Source organism: Pedobacter chitinilyticus, from assembly GCF_003313385.1.
Lineage (GTDB): Bacteria > Bacteroidota > Bacteroidia > Sphingobacteriales > Sphingobacteriaceae > Pedobacter > Pedobacter chitinilyticus.
The window spans coordinates 455,310-473,486 of record NZ_QMHN01000001.1; the positions used below are offsets into that span (position 1 = coordinate 455,310).

General features: G+C 39.0%; 15 protein-coding genes and 1 pseudogene. 13 read left to right on the plus strand and 3 right to left on the minus strand.

The window, feature by feature from the left end:
- The first annotated feature begins 137 nt into the window (after positions 1–137).
- The 7 genes and pseudogenes from DUT70_RS01925 (at position 138) to DUT70_RS01955 (ending at position 8,350) form a co-directional block, all read left to right on the plus strand.
- Entirely contained in the window at positions 138–2,228 is a 2,091-nt protein-coding gene (locus tag DUT70_RS01925) for a HEPN domain-containing protein (protein ID WP_113645614.1), read from the plus strand.
- A gap of 56 nt (positions 2,229–2,284) precedes the next feature.
- A complete protein-coding gene (cobA, locus tag DUT70_RS01930; RefSeq protein ID WP_113645615.1) occupies positions 2,285–3,061 on the plus strand; it encodes a uroporphyrinogen-III C-methyltransferase in 777 nt (258 codons plus the stop codon).
- Positions 3,045–4,553 carry a TSUP family transporter gene (locus DUT70_RS01935; protein ID WP_113645616.1) on the plus strand — a complete coding sequence of 503 codons (1,509 nt, stop codon included), beginning with the start codon at positions 3,045–3,047 and terminating at the stop codon, positions 4,551–4,553. Before cobA ends, DUT70_RS01935 begins: the two co-directional genes overlap by 17 nt.
- Before the next feature lie 4 nt (positions 4,554–4,557).
- A complete protein-coding gene (locus DUT70_RS01940) occupies positions 4,558–5,259 on the plus strand; it encodes a phosphoadenylyl-sulfate reductase (protein ID WP_113645617.1) in 702 nt (233 codons plus the stop codon).
- 339 nt (positions 5,260–5,598) lie between these two features.
- Positions 5,599–6,513 (plus strand): annotated as a pseudogene (gene cysD / locus DUT70_RS01945) (sulfate adenylyltransferase subunit CysD); the annotation flags it as partial.
- A 91-nt stretch (positions 6,514–6,604) separates the two neighbouring features.
- Entirely contained in the window at positions 6,605–7,855 is a 1,251-nt protein-coding gene (locus DUT70_RS01950; RefSeq protein ID WP_113645619.1) for a sulfate adenylyltransferase subunit 1, read from the plus strand.
- A gap of 315 nt (positions 7,856–8,170) precedes the next feature.
- Positions 8,171–8,350, plus strand: coding sequence for a hypothetical protein (locus tag DUT70_RS01955; protein WP_113645620.1), 180 nt, complete (start codon positions 8,171–8,173; stop codon positions 8,348–8,350).
- Between the two features lie 88 nt (positions 8,351–8,438).
- Here DUT70_RS01955 and DUT70_RS01960 read toward each other — a convergent pair whose 3' ends face one another.
- From DUT70_RS01960 to DUT70_RS01970, 3 genes are all read right to left on the minus strand, one after another.
- Entirely contained in the window at positions 8,439–8,873 is a 435-nt protein-coding gene (locus DUT70_RS01960; RefSeq protein WP_113645621.1) for a DUF983 domain-containing protein, read from the minus strand.
- On the minus strand, positions 8,873–9,751 hold the full coding sequence (locus tag DUT70_RS01965; RefSeq protein WP_113645622.1) for an AraC family transcriptional regulator: 879 nt from the start codon (positions 9,749–9,751) through the stop codon (positions 8,873–8,875). Before DUT70_RS01965 ends, DUT70_RS01960 begins: the two co-directional genes overlap by 1 nt.
- Before the next feature lie 237 nt (positions 9,752–9,988).
- Positions 9,989–10,657 carry a phosphatase PAP2 family protein gene (locus DUT70_RS01970; RefSeq protein WP_113645623.1) on the minus strand — a complete coding sequence of 223 codons (669 nt, stop codon included), beginning with the start codon at positions 10,655–10,657 and terminating at the stop codon, positions 9,989–9,991.
- A 271-nt stretch (positions 10,658–10,928) separates the two neighbouring features.
- On the opposite strand from DUT70_RS01970, the gene DUT70_RS01975 reads away from it, so the two are divergent.
- From DUT70_RS01975 to DUT70_RS02000, 6 genes are all read left to right on the plus strand, one after another.
- The gene (locus DUT70_RS01975) at positions 10,929–11,735 is read left to right on the plus strand and encodes a HipA family kinase (protein ID WP_113645624.1); all 807 of its coding nucleotides are present in this window, start codon (positions 10,929–10,931) and stop codon (positions 11,733–11,735) included.
- Complete coding sequence (locus DUT70_RS01980) at positions 11,713–12,096, plus strand: DUF3037 domain-containing protein (RefSeq protein WP_113645625.1); 384 nt, start codon at positions 11,713–11,715, stop codon at positions 12,094–12,096. The genes DUT70_RS01975 and DUT70_RS01980 overlap by 23 nt, the downstream gene beginning before the upstream one ends.
- 408 nt (positions 12,097–12,504) lie before the next feature.
- On the plus strand, positions 12,505–14,076 hold the full coding sequence (locus DUT70_RS01985) for a sodium:solute symporter (protein WP_113645626.1): 1,572 nt from the start codon (positions 12,505–12,507) through the stop codon (positions 14,074–14,076).
- Positions 14,077–14,118: 42 nt separating this feature from the next.
- Complete coding sequence (locus tag DUT70_RS01990; RefSeq protein WP_113645627.1) at positions 14,119–15,057, plus strand: dihydrodipicolinate synthase family protein; 939 nt, start codon at positions 14,119–14,121, stop codon at positions 15,055–15,057.
- An 81-nt stretch (positions 15,058–15,138) separates the two neighbouring features.
- Positions 15,139–17,109 (plus strand): FG-GAP repeat domain-containing protein, encoded by a 1,971-nt coding sequence (locus DUT70_RS01995; protein ID WP_240431996.1) that lies wholly within the window; start codon positions 15,139–15,141, stop codon positions 17,107–17,109.
- A gap of 362 nt (positions 17,110–17,471) precedes the next feature.
- On the plus strand, positions 17,472–18,149 hold the full coding sequence (locus DUT70_RS02000) for a hypothetical protein (protein WP_113645629.1): 678 nt from the start codon (positions 17,472–17,474) through the stop codon (positions 18,147–18,149).
- Positions 18,150–18,177 lie beyond the last annotated feature (28 nt).

An 18,177-nucleotide genomic window follows, 5' to 3' on the forward strand; every position in this document is an offset into this window, starting at 1 on the left:
CCCATGCCAAAATTAGTCATGAACTATTGCTATAGAGCAAGGTAAGGGAGAACTATAGGTATGATTTTAAAGATATAAATATAGATGCTTCTCCTACAAGAGAGGCATTTTTTGAATAAAAACACAACAAACAACCAATGCAAAGTTTTAGAACAGAACTTGAAAATCCAATCATAGAGCAGGATATCATCGACCTTGAGCGTAAGATTAGAGCCTTCCGTGATGGTACGATACACGAAGAAAAATTTAGAAGCCTTCGTTTGGCTCGAGGTGTTTACGGTCAGCGCCAGCCAGGAGTGCAAATGGTTCGTATCAAATTGCCTTTCGGTAAAGTAACTTTTAAGCAACTGTTGCGCATTGCGGATATTGCTGATGAATATGGCAGTGGTAATTTGCACTTGACTACACGTCAGGATATCCAAATTCACTATGTTAGTTTAGACAGAACTCCAGAGCTTTGGGCTAAACTAGAACAGGACGATATTACCTTGCGTGAAGCCTGTGGAAATACGGTTCGTAACGTAACTTCATCGCCAAATTCGGGGATTGACCCAGACGAACCTTTCGATGTTTCCCCATACGCACATGCCGTTTTTGCTTATTTTCTGCGTAATCCAATTTGTCAGGAAATGGGTAGAAAGATTAAAATCTCTTTCTCTTCGAGCGATAAAGATACCGCTTATAGTTATATCCACGATTTAGGTTTTATTCCTAAAATCAATGAAAAGGGAGAGCGTGGTTTCAAGGTCATGTTTGCAGGAGGTTTGGGTGCACAACCATTTTTGGCTAGTGCTGTTCAGGAATTTTTGCCTGAAGACCAGCTGATTCCTTATACAGAATCAGTATTACGTGTTTTCGATAGATACGGCGAGCGTAACAACCGTAATAAAGCCCGTTTAAAATATTTGGTTCAAAAACTTGGTTTGGAAGAGGTGTTGCGTTTGGTAGAAGAAGAGAAAATAGCCAATAAAGTAAAAACCTTTAAGGTAGATGTTACCGCAGTTCCTCAACCTGAACCACAACCAAAACAGGACTATAAGGCTGTAGCGATTGAAAATGAGCAACACTACCAGCATTGGTTAGCTACCAACGTAATTGAACAAAAGCAACAGGGTTTTTATGGTGTATACGTTAAAGTAACCATAGGCGATATAAAAACGGATAAAGCTAGGGCTTTTGTAGAAGCCGTTAAACCTTTTGTAGCCGATGAAATTAGAATTACCCAAAACCAAGGCTTGCTCCTGAAATTTGTGAGAAAAGAAGCTTTGCCATCACTATATGTAGCATTAAATCAAATTGGTTTTACCGCACTAGGTTTTGATAGCTTGGCCGATATTACTACTTGCCCAGGAACAGATACCTGTAATTTGGGTATTTCTAACAGCATGACCTTAGCGGAGGTTTTGGAAGATGTGATTTACCACGATTTTCCTGAGTTGATTTATGAAAAGAACATCAATATCAAAATCAGCGGATGTATGAACTCTTGCGGTCAGCATGGTTTGGCCGAAATTGGTTTTCACGGAAGTTCCCTAAAAGCCGAAGGTAAAGTCGTACCTGCCGTACAAGTCATGTTGGGCGGCGGTACTGTAGGTAATGGCTATGGCAGAGTAGCGGAACGAGTGATCAAAGTGCCTTCTAAACGTGCTACAAGTGTGTTGAACTATTTGCTTAATGACTTTAAAGAAAACAATCAGGAAGAAGAAACTTTCCATCAATATTACGATAGACAAGGAAAGGATTACTTCTATCAACTATTAAAACCTTTGGCCGATTTAACGGCGCTAAAAGCAGAAGAGTTTGTGGATTGGGGACATGAAGAGACTTTTGTTACTGCGATTGGAGTAGGTGAATGTGCTGGCGTGGTGATTGATTTGGTGGCCACTTTATTATTGGAGGCTGATGAAAAATTCGGCTGGGCCACTGCTTCGTTAAACAATGGTGCTTATGCCGATGCCATTTATCACACTTACGCTTCGATGGTGAGTGCAGCAAAATCACTACTACTTGATAAGAGCGTAAATAGCAGCACCCAAGTAGGGGTAATTAGAGAATTTGATAATCATTATGTAGAAACTGGTGAGTTCAATTTCGGGCAAAGCTTTTCGGATTTGGTATTGCAAATCAACAAGAACGAACCTTCGGAAGCATTTGCAAGAACCTACCATGAACAAGCTGCACAGTTTTTAAATGATATTAAAGCAAAGAGAAGAGAATTAATTAGCTAATTGGATTATTTGATAATTAGCTAATTATCGAATTTTCAAATCATCACATTATTAAAATGACACAACATCACAAACATATAGAATCTAAAATAACCTTATTAGGTGCAGGTCCTGGTGACCCAGATTTGTTAACTTTGAAAGGAGTAAAAGCATTACAAGCTGCTGATGTGGTATTATATGATGCCTTAACCAACGAAGCATTGTTGGAACATGCACCCAAAGAAGCCATTAAAGTTTACGTAGGCAAACGCTCGGGAGAACACTCTCATTCGCAAGACGCTATTAACAGGTTAATGATTGATTATGCACTAAACTACGGACATGTAGTGAGATTAAAAGGTGGCGACCCTTTTGTGTTTGGTCGTGGTTACGAAGAGCTAGATTTTGCTGCTTCGTATAGCATCCCTGTGAGTGTTATTCCAGGTATTTCGAGTTCAATAGGCGTACCAGGTTTGCAGCAAATCCCCGTAACTCATCGTGGTTTGAGTGAAAGCTTTTGGGTAATTACAGGTACGACTACTAGCGGTCAAATTTCAGAAGATATTTATCAAGCAGCGCAATCAAATGCTACGGTAGTAATTTTAATGGGCTTGAAGCAGTTGCCGAAAATTGCTGAGATTTTTAAAGCGGCTGGGAAAAGTCAATTGCCTGCGGCAGTAGTTCAAAACGGTTCTACTGAGACAGAAAAACTAGTAGTTTCGACCATAGAAAATATTGTAGCTAAAGTTCAAGAAGAGAAAGTAGAAGCCCCAGCTTTGTTAATATTTGGCGAAGTCGTGTCCTTACATCCATCTTTCAAAAGTGTAATTGCACAATATGCAACCATCTCCTAATCAAAATATAGTAGAAGTTTCGCCTGCAAGCGATAAAGGCAACCAGCTTTTTCCAGTTTTTATCAAGCTGAATGAGCTGCGTACCTTGTTGGTTGGTGCCGGCAACGTGGGCTTGGAAAAGCTAAATGCCATTGTGAACAATAGTGAAGAGGCTAAAGTGACAGTGGTTGCGCAGGAAATTAATGCAGCTGTTTTTGAAATTGCAGCCTCAAAGCCAAACGTAAAAATTAAGCAAAAGGCTTTTACTGCAGATGATTTGGACGATGTAGACATTGTGTTTGCCGCCACCAACGACAATACTTTTAATGCTGAATTAAGAAGTTTAGTTCACCAAAAAGGCTTGTTGATAAACGTTGCTGATAAACCAGAACTTTGCGATTTTTATCTAGGATCTATTGTGCAAAAAGGTGATTTAAAGATCGCCATCTCTACCAATGGGAAATCTCCAACCATTGCCAAACGATTAAAGGAGATTTTAAACGATGGTATTCCTAATGAGCTTGATCAAACGCTCCAAAACATGAGTGCGCTTCGTCAGAATTTAAGCGGTGATTTTACTGCAAAAGTAAAAAAGCTCAATAAGGTAACCGAAAGGTTAGTTAATCCGCAGAAAAGTTTTGCCGAAAGGAATATCAAGTGGTTGATTTGGTTAGTGGCAGTAGCTTTTATTTTGGCAGTTGGGTTTACGTTATGGGAAACCGAACCCCAGTTTCAAGCTTTTTTAACGCACATTGACCCCTTATTTTACTGGTTTTTAGGTGCAGGTTTTGTTTTTGCCATGATTGACGGAGCAATTGGAATGTCTTATGGTGTTACTTCAGCCTCATTTTCTTTAGCAATGGGATTGCCTCCTGCTTCGGCGAGTATGGCTATCCATATTTCGGAAGTGATGAGCAATGGTATCGCTGGCTGGATGCACTACAAAATGGGCAATGTTAATTGGAAATTGTTTAAAATATTAATTGTTCCAGCGATTATAGGCGCTATTTTAGGTGCCTATATTTTATCCTCGTTAGAACACTATAGTGCTTATGTTAAACCTATAGTAGGTATTTACACCTTGTTCTTAGGTGTGGTAATATTGGTTAAAGCATTTAATATCAAGAGGAAAAGGAACAAAGAGAAAATTAAAAAGATAGGACCATTAGGTTTTGTTGGTGGTTTTATAGATGCCGCTTTCGGTGGTGGATGGGGTTCTATAGTGCTTTCGAGCTTAATTGCAGGCGGTAGGCACCCTCTTTTTTCATTGGGAACGGTAAAAATTAGCAGATTTTTCATAGCTACTTTAAGCTCACTTACGTTTTTTACCATGCTTGGCGGTAAATACTGGGAAGCGGTATTAGGCCTGGTAATTGGCAGTGCACTGGCATCGCCAATTGCAGCAAGAGTATCTAATAAAATATCTGCAAAAACCATTATGGTGGCAGTAGGCATTATCGTAATTTTAGTAAGTCTACGTAGTGTAATTATGTTTATATTAAAATTGATATAGTGAGGTGAAAGATTTAATAAGCATTAAGGAACAATTAGAAAATTTAAGTTTAATAGAAAAGCTTAAATACCTAGCTGAAAAGTATAGAGACAGAATAGTTTTCTCGACGAGCTTTGGTTGGGAGGACCAAGTGGTTACACATCTGATATTTGCCAATAAAATTCCGATTAAGGTGTTTACATTGGAAACAGGTAGACTTTTTCCAGAGACATATTACGTATGGAACAGAACGTTGGAGATTTATCAGCAGCCTATTCATGCTTATTTCCCGAAGAGTGATTTGTTGCAGGATATGGTTGCTGCAAAAGGTCCGAATAGCTTTTACGAATCGGTAGAGAATCGAAAAGAATGCTGTTACATCAGAAAGATAGAGCCTTTGAAAAGAGCCTTGGCTGGAAATGAAATGTGGATTACAGGTATTAGGGCCGACCAAAGTGCCAACCGTGAAGGAATGGAAGATTTAGAATGGGACGAAGGAAATCAGCTGTTAAAATTTCACCCCATTTTTGATTGGACGCTGGATGATGTGAAAGCTTACGTGAAAGAGAATAACATTGTGTACAATACTTTACATGATAAGGGTTTCCCGAGCATTGGCTGTGCACCTTGCACCCGTGCGGTGAGGGAAGGAGAGGATTTTAGAGCTGGCCGCTGGTGGTGGGAAGACCAAAGCAAGAAGGAATGTGGATTGCATGCTGCTTCTTAGGAATTAGGTACTAGTGTTGAGGGATTAGTGATGAATTAGCCTTTAGTTATGCTGAGGAACGAGGGATCTCCTAAATATGAATGAGATTTTCATTGCATTCAGAATGACAGGTAGTTTTAAAACGTAGCAGCACAATAGAGCGGTGCCTAAAAGTCGGGGGTGTTAGAAATACATTAGCGCAAACCCAACAAAAATAAACCCGATTGAAATGAAAATACTTTTGCTGGAGATTACTTTGTTCCTTGCAATGACGGAGATGGCAAAAGATTGTAATGCAAAGCGGGAGTAAAATAACCGAAGAGCAATTAACCTTGCTTTTCGAATAATAAAAAAGACACAACCAAAAAGATGAGTAAATATAATTTTGATTATTTGGACGAGCTTGAGGCGGAGGCAATCCATATCTTGAGAGAAGTGGCGGGGCAGTTTGAAAAGCCTGCATTGCTATTTTCGGGAGGTAAGGATTCCATTACTTTGGTTCGTTTGGCAGAGAAAGCTTTTAGGCCAGGGAAATTCCCTTTTCCTTTGGTGCATATTGATACGGGTCACAACTTTGAGGAGACTATTGACTACCGTGATAGAATGGTGGCTCGTTTGGGCGAACGTTTAATTGTAGGTTCGGTACAGCAGTCTATTGACGAGGGAAAAGCGGTGGAGCAGAAGGGTAAAAATGCTAGCAGAAATGCTTTGCAGACGGTTACCTTGTTGGATACGATTGAGAAACACCAGTTTGATGCTTGTATTGGCGGTGCTCGTAGAGATGAGGAAAAAGCCAGGGCTAAAGAGCGTATTTTTTCGGTAAGGGATGAGTTTGGACAGTGGGACCCGAAACGTCAGCGCCCAGAGTTGTGGAACATTTATAACGGAAAAATCCATAAAGGCGAAAATGTGCGTGTGTTTCCGATTAGTAATTGGACGGAACTTGATGTTTGGAACTATATCCGAAGAGAAAATATTGAATTGCCGAGCATTTATTTTGCCCACGACCGTGATGTGATTACACGTAACGGACAGTTAATGGCAGCTTCTCCGTTTGTAAATATGGATGAAGAGGATGTAGTAGAGCGTAAAAAAGTGCGTTTCCGTACTGTTGGAGATATTTCCTGTACGGCAGCTATTGCTTCGGAAGCTGACCAGATTGACGATATTATTGCGGAAATCAGTCAGTCGAAAATTTCGGAACGTGGTGCCCGTATGGACGATAAGGTTTCGGAAGCAGCCATGGAAGACAGGAAAAAGGGAGGATATTTTTAATAAGTATTTAGTAGTTAGTACAGAGTAGTTAGACATACTTGTCGACTATTTAATATCTAAATACTAACTACTGATATCTAAATACTAAAAAATGAACATACTAAAATTTTTTACAGCGGGCAGTGTTGATGATGGCAAGAGCACTTTGATTGGCCGTTTGTTATACGATACTGATTCTATTTTGGCCGACCAACTGGAGGCTATTCAAAATGCTAATAGAAAGAACGATGATGGTACGGTAGATTTGGCCATTTTAACGGATGGTTTAAGGGCAGAACGTGAGCAGGGAATTACCATTGATGTGGCCTATAAATACTTTCAAACTGACAAACGAAAGTTTATTATTGCTGATACGCCTGGACATATCCAATACACTAGAAACATGGTTACAGGTGCTTCTACGGCAAACTTGGCCATTATTTTGGTAGATGCCAGAAATGGGGTAGTGGAGCAAACTATTCGCCATTCTTATTTGGTGTCGTTACTGGGCATTAAGCATGTGGTAGTAGCCGTGAACAAAATGGATATGGTTGATTACAGCGAAACGGTATTTGATGCCATTACCCAGAAATATAAAAGCTTAGCGGAAGAACTGAAGTTGCAGGATATTACTTATATTCCTGTGAGTGCGCTAAAAGGTGATAATATTGTGCATCAATCTGAGCGTATGGCTTGGTACAGTGGCGATAGTTTATTGCATTTCTTGGAGCAAGTAGATACTGATGTGCAGGAAAAATCGGAGAAAGCAAGGTTGCCTGTACAGTGGGTAATTAGGCCGCAAACGGATGAATTGCATGATTATAGGGGTTATGCTGGTCGTGTAGTAAGTGGTACTTTTAAAGTAAACGATAAAATTACGGTACTGCCATCTGGTGCAAGTTCTACCATCAGTAAAATCGAATTTTTTGATAAGGAATTGGATGAAGCTTCTTCTGGTCAATCGGTAACGATACATTTAGCTACTGATGTGGACATTAGCAGAGGCGACACGATTGTTAATTCATCGGCTTTGCCTCAAGAAAGTAAGCTTATTGAAGCTGATTTATGTTGGATGGATACCAAGGCTTTGGATACTTCGATTACTTATTTGTTGCAGCATAATAGTAAAGTAACCAAGGTTAAAATAGCTGACGTGGTGTACAAAGTGGATATCAATACTTTGGAAAAACATGCCGCGGATGAATTTAAATTAAATGATATTGGTAGGGTAGTGCTTAAAACTGCTGATACCTTGGCTTTGGATCTTTATCACGAAAATAAAGCGAACGGTTCGGCAATATTAATAGATAGTCGCACGAATTTAACCGTTGGTGCTACCATGTTTAGGGCATTGGCTGATTAATTTTTTTATACATAGAATAGGTTAAGGTTGTCTTTTTGGAGGCAACCTTTTTTGTTTTGCAGGGGTTTTAAAACATTAAGGAATGAAGGGAATTAAGAGATCTTATTTAGTCGATTCGCTAAATCCTCTCTTTTTAGCGGACTTTGTCATTCAGAGCGTAGCGAAGAATCTCTGGTTTTATTAAGCTAATATTTGGAAAGCTTTGAGATTCCTCCTATCGTCGGAATGACAAAAAACTAGAATTTTAAAAAAATATAAAACAATTATATCATTCAAGTGTTTACTCGATATTGGTACACTAAAATCTTTAAGGAAATGGCCGAGAACTCTTTTTTACACCGAACTACTAACGATAGCAATCGTTCAGTTAAAGCATCAACCGACAAAAACTACGCTTCAACAGCAGTAATAGATTATGTAAATCAGCGTAGAGAAAAGGCTGCTAAACAAGCAAGTGACGAAAAGAAAAGCGTTTCGAACACGAAACTTTCTTAATACAGACAAAACAACTATCAAAATATAAATTGCCGTTTAATAGCGGTCATTGAAAAGGGAGTTCTGCATTTGCGGAACTCCCTTTTATTTATCTATTTTCTATTTCTTTAGGTGCACTACGGTCTGGTTCGTAATGTAAACCTGGAGATAACCAATATAATAACACCATTCGTGAGTAACGATAGTTAAAAGGAGAGAACAGTAGGGTCGTTACAAACAATACCGCAATAAAATACCAAAGGTTCTCGTAGTCCAATGCCAATCCAAAAATGTAGGCTGCTACCCCTGCCGTCACCATTTCTGCTACGTTCATGGCATAGCTCACAAACATTGCCACATAAAAATAACCAGGCTCACGCTCAAATTTTAAGCCGCAATGAGGGCAATGCTCATTCATTTTCTGAATTTTAAAACCATAGGTGCTTCCAGTAAAAGTATTGCCAACCCTACATCTAGGACATTTTGCATTCCTAAAGGCGTACCATTGAGAAATATAATAAGGATGATTTTTGTTGTGTTCCATTATGATATCGTTATATATTGTTTTCTGAATTTATCGGGCGTAGTGCCTTCATATTTTTTAAAGAATTTCACGAAATAAGATTGGTCCTCGAAATTAAGCTTCTCTGCAATTTCCGATACCCTTAAATCTAAATTGATCAGTAACCGTTTAGCTTCCAATAAAATCCTATCTCTAATTAATTTTCCTGCCGAAGTAGCCAAGAAATCATTGCAAAGCGCATTTAAATGGTTAGGCGTAATGTAAAGCAATTCCGCATATTGTTTGGGCAAACGTAATTTGGTAAAATTTTGTTCAATCAACTGCTGAAAATTTTTAAGGATGGTGTGGTTGTAAGGATTAAGCTCTTGATGGTCTTTAGATAGGGTAGTTCTGGCCACTTCAATAAAAATTCGGAGGAGTAAAACTCTTACCAAGTCATCATTAATCGCTGTTGCCGTTTCTCCCTCTTTTAAAATATCCTCAAAAATTAGGGTAATCTTTTCGCTAGTGACATTGTCTAAAAGCAAAACCTGTTCTTCGGGCCTTCCGCTAAAGAAATTGAACTTATCCAGGTACTCTTGTTTAAGCAGTAAAGCGCTGAAATAAGAGGTAGAGAAATTGATGAGATAGCCATCAGGTTCGGTCTCGAAATCCCAACTATGTACCTGCCCAGGAATCATGAAATAAATCATGTTCGGACTCACGTCAAATGCCTTAAAATCGATTTGTTGTTTGCCGCTGCCTTTGGTAAAAAATACCAAATGATAAAAGCTATGTCGGTGAGCATTGTGCAGATGTTGATGCTGCCTTGCGTAATGTCCAAACCTGTTCACTAAAATCCCGTCGTTTTTATACGCTGAAAAATTTTGTATATCGTAAACAGGGATGTTAGATTTCATGTAACAAAGTTATATGATTCATTTGAGCTGGCAATGGTGTTTTATGTTTTTAATATGGTACTTTTTACGTTTTTAATGATGTTTTTTTGTGTTAAATTAATGTTTTTATGGTTTTAAATACTTTTTTGTGATTTTTTGTTGCAGGGTGTAAATAGGGGTGGTGGAGATTTTTTTGAAAAAAAAGTGAATGTTTTTTTGGTTTATTGGAATCCTGCCGTATATTTGTCCTCGAGAGCGTTAATTTAGATGATGGGGGTAGGACTTCGGTTCTATCTCCATTTCTTTTTTCAGACCTTTTTTGTAGTAATAATTCAAGTGCAAAAGGTACAGACCACCCACCAAAAAGCCCCCTACAATATCTGTAAACCAGTGGGCTCCCAAGTAAATTCTAGATAGTGGTCCAACGATAAACATGAAGTAGGAAAATATGCTTACACTATTTCGTATATAAGTTGGAATAGTCGTTAAGCTGCGCATTAATAGAATCATAAAGCCAAAGAAAACTACATAAGAAAGGGTATGCCCGCTGGGGAAGCTGTTGTTTCGGTAACTTTCAATAATCTTCACATATTCATCGGTTGGTCGCGGACGGTTGAACAGGCGTTTTAGTACAAAGGTAAATAGGCCTGTAAACGAAATGGCAATGGTAAACAATGCCTCTCGCTTGAACTTGAATACGAAAAACAGGATAGCCGTAACGGCCATACAGCAAAAGGCAACCGCTACATTTCCAAAAGTGCTAATGGCAATCATTAACTGATCTAAAACAGGTTGATGAAATTGTTGCACCCATCTCGAGATCGTTAAATCAAAGTTGTTGATGGGATACTGTCCAACAAAAAAGGCCAATAGCGCAAAGCCGATAATGAATAAGATGCTGTAAAGTAAACGAGCCGGGTTGTTCATGATGAAAAGTTGGTTAAACTGCAATTTCGGCAAAATTTAATTTTTTACGAGGATTTTTTGTGTTTAGCTCTTTGTGTGCTTCGCGATAACTTATTAACCCTTTGCGTTAAGATATGTTGCCGCTAAGAAAAGGAAGAGTTACGCAAAGAAGAGTTTACTATTATCTCCAATGAGTATGAATCAATAATACAACTAATGAATGGTAAACAAAAACCGACGTTGCTATTAAAATTTTTCGGTTACGCGATCTTTAAATACCTTTGAGCTAAGTATGGTAAATACAACAGAAAACAAAGGACTGGAACTTAGAACGGTAAACGTAATCCGTTATGTAACCCCGTTGAGGGAGGGAGGCTCAATGCCTGCCATTGCCGAAGCAGACGATGGTTTTTTATATGTGCTCAAATTTAGGGGCGCTGGACAGGGGCATAAAGCATTAATCTCTGAAATTATTGGGGGAGAAATTGCAAGAGCTTTGGGACTTAGAATGCCCGAATTGGTTTTTGCCAATTTAGATGAAGCTTTTGGTCGTACCGAACCCGACGAAGAAATACAAGACCTGTTAAAAGCGAGTGTAGGTTTAAATTTGGCGCTGCATTATTTATCAGGGGCCATTACCTATGATTCTACCATTACTAAAATAGACCCAGTTTTGGCCTCCAAAATAGTGTGGATGGATTGTTTGTTAACCAACATGGACAGAACTGCCCGTAATACTAACATGTTGTATTGGCATAAGGAACTTTGGTTGATTGACCACGGCGCATCGCTATATTTCCACCACTCGTGGCAAAATTGGGAAGAGCAGGCAAAACGCCCCTTTGTGCTGGTAAAGGACCATGTATTATTGCCACAAGCCACCGAAATTGCTGCTGTTGATGCAGAATTGAAAGCAATATTGACCCCACAGCTAATCGCTGATATTTTAGCATTGATACCAGATGAATGGCTAGACGAACGCCAATTTGAAAGTGCAGAAGCGCAACGAAATGCCTATGCCTATTTTTTAAATACCCGAATTGAGAATTCTTCAGTTTTTGTAAACGAAGCCGAAAATGCAAGACAGACACTTATTTGAGTATGCCGTTATTCGGGTTGTGCCTAGGGTAGAACGCGAGGAGTTTATCAATGTTGGAATTATTCTCTACTGTGCTAAGCTCAAATATTTAAAGGCTGCATTTCATATAGAGGCTACAAGACTAAAAGCATTGAATTGCGAATTAGAAATGGGTATCCTTGAAGATAATTTAAACGCATTTGTTAATATTAGCAATGGGGGCAAGGCTGCTGGACCCATTGGAATGTTGGATTTAGCCAGTCGTTTCAGATGGTTAACCGCAACCAGAAGCACAGTAGTGCAATGCTCAAAAGTGCATCCAGGCTTTTGTGTAGACCCAGAGGTTACTTTAAATCAATTGATGGAAGCTTTGGTACTTTAAACATCCTATTATATCAATACATTGGTTATAAAATGAAAGCTATCCCTAACAGGATGGCTTTTTTTGTAAAGAAAAACGGCAACTCATCCGAGCTGCCATTTTTTCAACCAAATATAAATTGTATGAACATTGATGCAAATATAATAAAGTCTACTAAATTAGTAGTATTTATTTTTTAAATTTTTTAAAGCCCTTTAATTACGAGGATAGAAGGTTGTTTAAAAGGGGGATATTTTAAGATGATAGCGTGCTTTTTGCCTAATTAATAGGATTTCTTAATTATGATGGCAATATCGTACATAAGCTTGTGAAGATTTTATAAATAAGCTAGCACGAAATCGTTTAAGTTTGCTTTCGCTTGATAGGTTATCGGGCACATTAATAAACCTAACCAAATATAAAACATTCATGAAGAACCTTCCCATTTTAGATATATCTATTATCCTGCTGTATTTACTGGCAATGGTATTGGTAGGTGTATATTTTGCACGAAAGAACAAAAGTGCCGAGCAGTTTACCAAAGCTTCGGGCAAAATACCAGGGTGGGCAATAGGCTTATCTATTTACGCAACCTTTTTAAGTAGCAATACTTTTTTGGGAGTTCCAGGTAAAGCTTTTGGAGGCAATTGGAATGCTTTTGTATTCAGTATATCCATGCCATTTGCAGCTTGGATAGCCTCAAAATACTTTGTGCCATTTTATCGTAGTGTGGGCGGCATATCAGCCTATTCACATTTAGAGCACAGATTTGGACCTTGGGCCAGAACTTATGCCGTAATCTGCTTTTTGTTAACGCAATTGGCACGTATGGGCTCTATCTTTTTTGGAATAGCATTAAGCTTACAGGCCTTAACGGGCTATAGTATGTCAACCGTAATGATCGTAATGGGCATTAGCATCATCATTTACACTGTAATGGGCGGGATGGAAGCGGTAATTTGGACAGAGGTAGTACAGGGCGTTATCAAAACCTTAGGAGCATTGTTAATCATCTATCTTATTGTGGATGATATGCCTGGGGGAATTTCTAAAATCATTGATATCGGTACCACCGACAATAAATTCAGTTTGGGAAGCTTTTCGCCAAACCTCACCGAATCCACCTTTTGGGTAGTGCTTTTCTACGGGTTTTTCATCAACCTTAACAACTTTGGGATGGACCAAAACTATGTACAACGTTATCATACGGCAAGCACCGAAAAGGAAGCCACCAAATCAGTTTGGTTGTGTGTTTGGTTGTACGTACCTGCTTCATTGTTATTTTTTATCATAGGTGTTTGCTTGTATGCTTATTATCAGGTACATCCTGAATTTACAGACTTTATCAAAAGCCAAGTAGCAGCAGAACGTTTACCTTCTTCCGCTACGCAAGCTCAAATTAGCGAAATGGCAGCCTCTTTAAAACCAGCAGATTATGGTGATAAAGTAATGCCACACTTTATGGTGAATAAAATCCCAGTAGGCTTGGTTGGTCTTATTGTATCGGCCATTCTTTCTGCGGCCATGAGTACCATCAGTTCGGGCATGAATGCTTCGGCAACGGTATTCACGGTCGACATCTTTAAACGTTATTTCAAACCAGATTTAACAGACAAACAGAACTTGCGCACCTTACATATTACCACCGTCATATTTGGACTTATGGGCATGGGTACAGGTTTGGCTATGATTGGCGTAAAGAGCTTGTTGGACATTTGGTGGGAGCTTTCGGGTATCTTTGCAGGTGGTATGTTAGGCTTGTTCCTCTTGGGAATGATTAGCCGAAAAGCCAAAAATACCGAAGCCTTTACCGCTACCTTAATTGGTATTGCCGTAATCCTTTGGATGACATTCTCCAACTTCATTCCTGAACAGTACGAGTTTTTAAGAAGTCCATTCCATAAAAATATGATTATCGTGGTGGGCACCTTGACCATTTTCTTGGCAGGGATAATTATTACCAAGCTAAAAGGCAACAAGCAGGCAGCTATAGAAGCATAGCATTTAATCGATTTTGAATTAAGAAGACTTTAAGAAGATAACATGAACACGAAAAAAGGATTTATCCCAGTAATGCTTACGCCCTTTAAGGACAATGGTGCAGTAGATTTTGACGGATTGACCAAGTTAACGGAGCTTTATCTCGAGGCAGGAGCAGCTGGACTATTCGCCAATTGCCTATCTAGCGAGATGTTTGAGCTTTCTGAAGAGGAACGAATTGCTACCGTAAAACATGTAGTGAAATTGGCTGATGGGAAAGTGCCTGTAGTAGCCACTGGGACTTTTGGAGGAGAAATTGCCAAGCAAGCTGATTTTGTAAAACGTATTTACGATACTAAAGTAGATGCCGTGATTGGTATTACTGGATTATTGGCCGAAGAAAAAGATAGCGACGAAGTGTTTGAAGCCAATGTGCACAGCCTTTTGCAGCAAACAGAAAATGTACCAATGGGCTTTTACGAATGTCCAGTACCATATAAAAGAGTAATTACGCCAAAACAATTAGGCCATTTGGTAGCTACTGGAAGGGTAACTTACCATAAAGACACCTGTTTAGATATCGAACAAATTAAGGAGAAACTTGCTTTAACCAAGGATGCGGCAAATTTTGGACTTTATGATGCCTATATGGTACACGCGGTGGATTCTCTAAAAGCAGGTTCAGCAGGATTATCATGCATACAGGGCAATTATTTTCCTGAGTTGCTAGTATGGTTATGCAACCATTACAACAGCAATAACTTGCAAACTGAAGTTGCCCTAGTACAACAGTTTTTTATTGACCAAATGGATGTGATGCATGACGTGTATCCAACGGTAGCAAAATATTATCTTCAAAAAAGAGGTTTACAAATCTCAACTTTCACACGCAGAACTGGAATAGGAGAGTTCAATGCCGAAGTGAAAGCTAAAGTTGACCAACTTTTTGAAGACTACACCAACTTAAAGGAACGAGTGAACCTCGATAGCGTGTTGGCGTAAACGAAAATGGTCTGTAATGGATTATTATTTTTGGTTTGGGCTCCTGCTGAGTAAAGTAGGAGCTTTTTTATGAAAACGATCATGATGAAAACAAAATTGGCGTTGGGAGTTGCTTTATGCTTGTCCTTAAATTTTGCAAAGGCACAGTTAATGGCACCTGCTTTGGTGAGCGGTCAGCCTATTAAAAATGGTAATGCTAGCGGTTATGGCCGACTTTCGGTGCCATTTTATAATGGTCATAATATGGGCTTTGCTGCGGTAAAAAGTAAGGAAGCAAAAGACTTATTTCTTCAAGGAACCGATGGCCATGGAAGGGGGACTTATCTGTATGCCTATAAAGCACTATCGCCTGAGGGCACGCCTATTTTTGCGGAACCGATTAAAATTACTGTACCTTTTGAAGACAAGGGTGACAACCGAGGACTCATTGTACAAGATAAAACTGGAAAGATTTACGGGGTATGGGCATTTGGCCAATCTTTACGTTATGCCGAGTTTAACAAAAGTAACTATAGCTTCTCGGAGCTAAAGCGCATCAACATTAAAGGACAACCAAGAGGCTATTCTAATTTTGGGATTGTACCGCTGAAAGATGGTAGACTACAGTTTTTATTTTCAGTTGGACAGGATGGAGTATTTAGTAATGGAAAAGATTTTCCAAAAATGATTACCTACAATGCGGAGGGTTTTTGGCCTTATGAACTTCGTAAAATGGGCATATTTGGTGGCATAGCCGATGGCTTGGAAACACCAACGGTAAACATTAAGCAGTTAACGGAACTTGACCAAGCCATATTTACCATTGACGGTTTTGTGAAGTTTACCAATGCAAAAGATAGCTATATCCTTTCGGGAACCCGTTTAGGGAATATCTTGTTTTATAAGCTCGATGAAAATGCAGGTACGCTCTCTAAACGCAAGCATGCTGTCAATCAGGAAGGTATTTTATTGCGTAATCCAGGGGTTCATTCTTCACCAGCCTATTTTTTCGATAGTGAACAAAATCAAGGTTTAATTACCGTTGGAGAAGGTGGTTTGTACTACTATAAAAACACCAATAAAATAGATAAAAATGGCAATTTAGTCATGAGCGAACCTGTGCATGTACTGCAACAAAATCCTAAGGTATATGGCGGTTCTTTGGTACAACCATCGGTAGCTGATTGGGATGGCGACGGTAAGTTGGATATTGTAGCGGGAAATTCCATGGGTTTTTTATTCTTTTATAAAAACACGGGTAGCAATCAACATCCCATTTATGGCGACCCAGAACCTTTGGTGGCTGATGGTAAAGTAATCCATGTTCAACCAGGTTACCGCGAAGATATTCAGGGACCAGGCGAAGCCAGATGGGGCTACACCTCGCCAAATGTGATTGACTGGGATGGTGATGGTTTATTGGATATTTTAACTGGAGATAGTCGTGGTAAATTTATGGTTTACCTCAATATTGGTACTAAAACTGCTCCAAAATTAGACCGTGAACATACACTATACCTCGATGGAATGGATATGTACGGCACTTGGCGTACCAGGCCAGGGGCTGCAAAACTAGGAGGCAGAATGGCTTACATTACTTTAGATAAAGAGGATGAATTTCACCTTTATTGGCAATTGGATAAATACAATTTGGAAGACGGTGGTAAACTAAAAATGGGTGATAAAAATATTAGAGGAAACAGGTTGGGTGGTGGTACGGTTGGTCGTGCAAAGTTTGAAATTGTAGATTGGGATGGAGATGGCGTGAAGGATCTTTTGGTAGGTACTTATGGCAAACAGTCAATTCCCGATACCTTAACTGGGCTTCCTGTCAATATGAAGCCAAAACGAGGGTCAACCATTCTTTTCCTAAAAAATGTAGGTACTGATGTAAAACCAAATTATGAATTTCCGAAAGTGCTGAAGTTTAAAGGTCAGAATATTTCCCTCGGCGGACATGAAATAGGAGGCTGTGTAGCGGCAATAGGTCCAGGTAATAACCCTATGAATTTAGTGGTGGGCATAGAAACTGGGGTATTTATGTTTTATGATAGGAAAGATTTGAGCTGGTGAGTTTTTCATTTAAGAACTTGATATTTTTAACCACCTTACACATCTAAAAACATTTTAGTCTTTGGAAATACTTAGATGAGCTAAGGTGTCTAAGATGGTTTATTATTTCTTAATGTTTTAATTTTTTAACGTTTGTACATTTTAGTTTTTCGGAACTGCTTAGGCGAACTAAGGTGTCTTAGGTGGTTTATTATTTCATTTCTTACTCCTCCATTTTGAAGAATTTTAACGTCCTAAAATAGCCAATGCAAAACAGACGACTTGTAAATGGCAATATCCTATAAACATTAGCAAATAACAGGCAAAATAGCAGTATCACAGCTCAGTAACTTTAATAAACTGAATATAACCCCCGATACTGTATGAAAAAGAAACCCTCTCTGGCGGCTACTTGCTGTAAGTCTCTTTTTGTTAAGAAAATTTTATTGCTGACAGCTTTATTGTTTGTTGGAACACTAGCGCAAGCACAAATTTTAGCATGGCAATTTGCCTTACCCGAACCTACAAAAGGTGTTGAGCCTAGTATTACTGCTACCACTACGCACGAATTTTTAGAAACCTCATTGCTCACTAGAGGTAAAGGAGTACTTCCTAAGCAAGGTAATAGCAGAGGCTTTAGTGGCAACTTTGGTGTTGATGAAAACTTTAATGATGCACAAAAATCAGAATCCTATTTCCAGTTTGAAATAAAACCAAAAAAAGGACATCAAGTATCATTAAGCAGTCTAAAAGCGACCTTAAGAAGACAGGAACAGTCGGCACATCTTTACCGTTGGACCTATAGCTTAGATGGCAAAAACTTTATCAAGATAGGTGAAGATGTTGACATCACTTCTACCAATAACAACGGAGTTGCACAAGCGCCTATCGACCTCTCTACCATTAGAGATCTTCAAAATGTAAATAAGCCCATTATTCTACGCCTATACGCTTGGGGCGGTTTAACTAACCAAGGAAAAGCCATTGCTTTTGGCTTCGGAAAATCAGATGCTAAGGGCAGTAATGCGCTGGTTCTTGAAGGCACTATCGTTAAAAAATAAAATAAACCAAACAAACTAAATAAACACG